Source organism: Bacillus sp. NPDC057893 (assembly GCF_042796455.1).
In the GTDB taxonomy this organism is placed as follows: Bacteria; Bacillota; Bacilli; order Bacillales; family Bacillaceae_G; genus Bacillus_A.
On sequence record NZ_JBHVNG010000005.1, the window covers coordinates 160,897 to 162,726 of the forward strand.

General features: G+C 34.0%; 3 protein-coding genes. 1 reads left to right on the forward strand and 2 read right to left on the reverse strand.

The window, feature by feature from the left end; all coding sequences use genetic code 11:
* Window positions 1-598: collagen-like repeat preface domain-containing protein (locus ACFVQC_RS21945; protein WP_377899275.1), on the reverse strand; the 598-nt coding region annotated here is incomplete at its 3' end.
* Window positions 599-1,087: 489 nt separating this feature from the next.
* Between ACFVQC_RS21945 and ACFVQC_RS21950 the strand changes: the two genes are divergently transcribed.
* Complete coding sequence (locus ACFVQC_RS21950) at window positions 1,088-1,378, forward strand: DUF4183 domain-containing protein (RefSeq protein WP_002147998.1); 291 nt, start codon at window positions 1,088-1,090, stop codon at window positions 1,376-1,378.
* A 63-nt stretch (window positions 1,379-1,441) separates the two neighbouring features.
* Here the strand turns inward: ACFVQC_RS21950 and ACFVQC_RS21955 are convergent.
* On the reverse strand, window positions 1,442-1,830 hold a 389-nt coding region (locus ACFVQC_RS21955), incomplete at its 5' end, for a DUF4183 domain-containing protein (RefSeq protein WP_377899276.1).

Consider the following 1,830-nt stretch of genomic DNA (forward strand, 5'->3'; position numbering starts at 1 on the left):
ATGTTGCTCCTGTTGCTCCTGTTGCTCCTGTTGCTCCTGTTGCTCCTGTTGCTCCTGTTGCTCCTGTTGCTCCTGTTGCTCCTGTTGCTCCTGTTGCTCCTGTTGGACCTGTTGGACCTGTTGCCCCTGGAGTAGCATTGATTAATTGAATTAATAAACCAAAAAGAACTTGTAAAGTTGCAGGATCGATATTTGAGTTGCAGGATACAGGGATAAGATCTAAAGCGAAGAAGAATTGTGCAAGAGCGCTATAAAATTGTTGCAATAATGTTGACAATTGTCCTAAATTAGGTGCTGGAGATTGTAATAAAACTATAATACTTTGAGTTAATTGTTTCAAAAAATTAACTTCTGGGGAAGGTAATAAGGAATTTAAGAAAATTAAAAATTGATTAAATAAATCGAGTAACGCTAATCTGTTTGCATTACTTGGATTTGCAAAAAATGCTGCAATAGCTGATATTAATGAATTTAGTAAAGTAATTAATTGACTTAATTGTTGGCTAGTAATAGGAACTGACTGTGGATTTTTACAACAATCTGCTGAAAAAACAATCGGATTGCAGTTATTATGATCAAAACAATTATTATGTGACATTTATTTCCTCCTTACTTTTCTTATAGTTGAGTGTTTTCCTATTCTAAGAACTATAAAAGATGCGATTGAAAAAAGTAGTTGAGTTATATGTTTCTCTTAAAATAGGAAACATGAATTATAATCAAACTTGAAAACGTAATTTAATTATGTTCATGACTCACATATTAATTATATGTTTTTAATAATTGAGTGCTTAGATTAAACACCTAAACTTAAGAGTTTATTTTATTTTTCCACGTTTATCTCCCAAATTCAATTGCCTATCAATTTAATTATCCATAGTAATCACTAAAACAATCAATAACATATGTTCCACTTATAATGACATCACTTTTTCCATACTAGAATAATTAGTATTTTACCTATACAAAAATTGTGTTGAAACTATAATCAGGATGCCGTTTCGAATATAGAAAATTCTCATATTATATAGTGGACAAGTTATTCTAAACTTCGTTCCAATAAATTTAGAATAGGAGTGAGAATTAAATGCCTATCATTCAACCATTTATCGCATCTAGAAGATTCACATCTACACTGGGAGCTGGAACTGGAACTGGTGCAGCCTTTGCGGTTGCTGCCACAGCTTGTTTAAACGATGCGGGTACTACTGCAACTGCTTTTCCCATTTTCACGTATTACAACCTATATGTAAACGGTATTCTTCAGCCAAGCGTGAACTCCAGTGTTACTACTGGTCCTACTGGCGCTATTACAATTCCTGGTGGAGATGCATTAGACGGCGGAATTCCAATCACAATCGAATTTATCGTCACTTAATTTTAACTACTTTAATGTAGAACAAAAAAGACAGATTCCTTATCATTTAAGGATCTGTCTTTTTTAATTAATAATGATAAATTGCAAAATAATTGAAGACCCTTGCGATGGTGGTTGATTATCCAATAAAGTTAGTTTACCAGTACTAACTTCATAAAATGGTTGTGGTTGCAGAATTCCATTGATAAATAAATTAATATATGAAACCTCACTAGGTGCTAATATATTCGTTGTCCCATATTGAGCTATCCCATCTGAATCTATATATATAAGTTTCTCTCCATCTGAAAAAGTGTAATATAACAAATTGGTTGTTGTTATGGGGCCAATAACCCCAGTTGCTCCTGTTAACCCCGTTTCTCCTGTTACTCCTGTTGGCCCTGTTGGCCCTGTTACTCCCGTTTCTCCCGTTACTCCTGCTAATCCTGTTACTCCTGTTACTCCCGTTACTC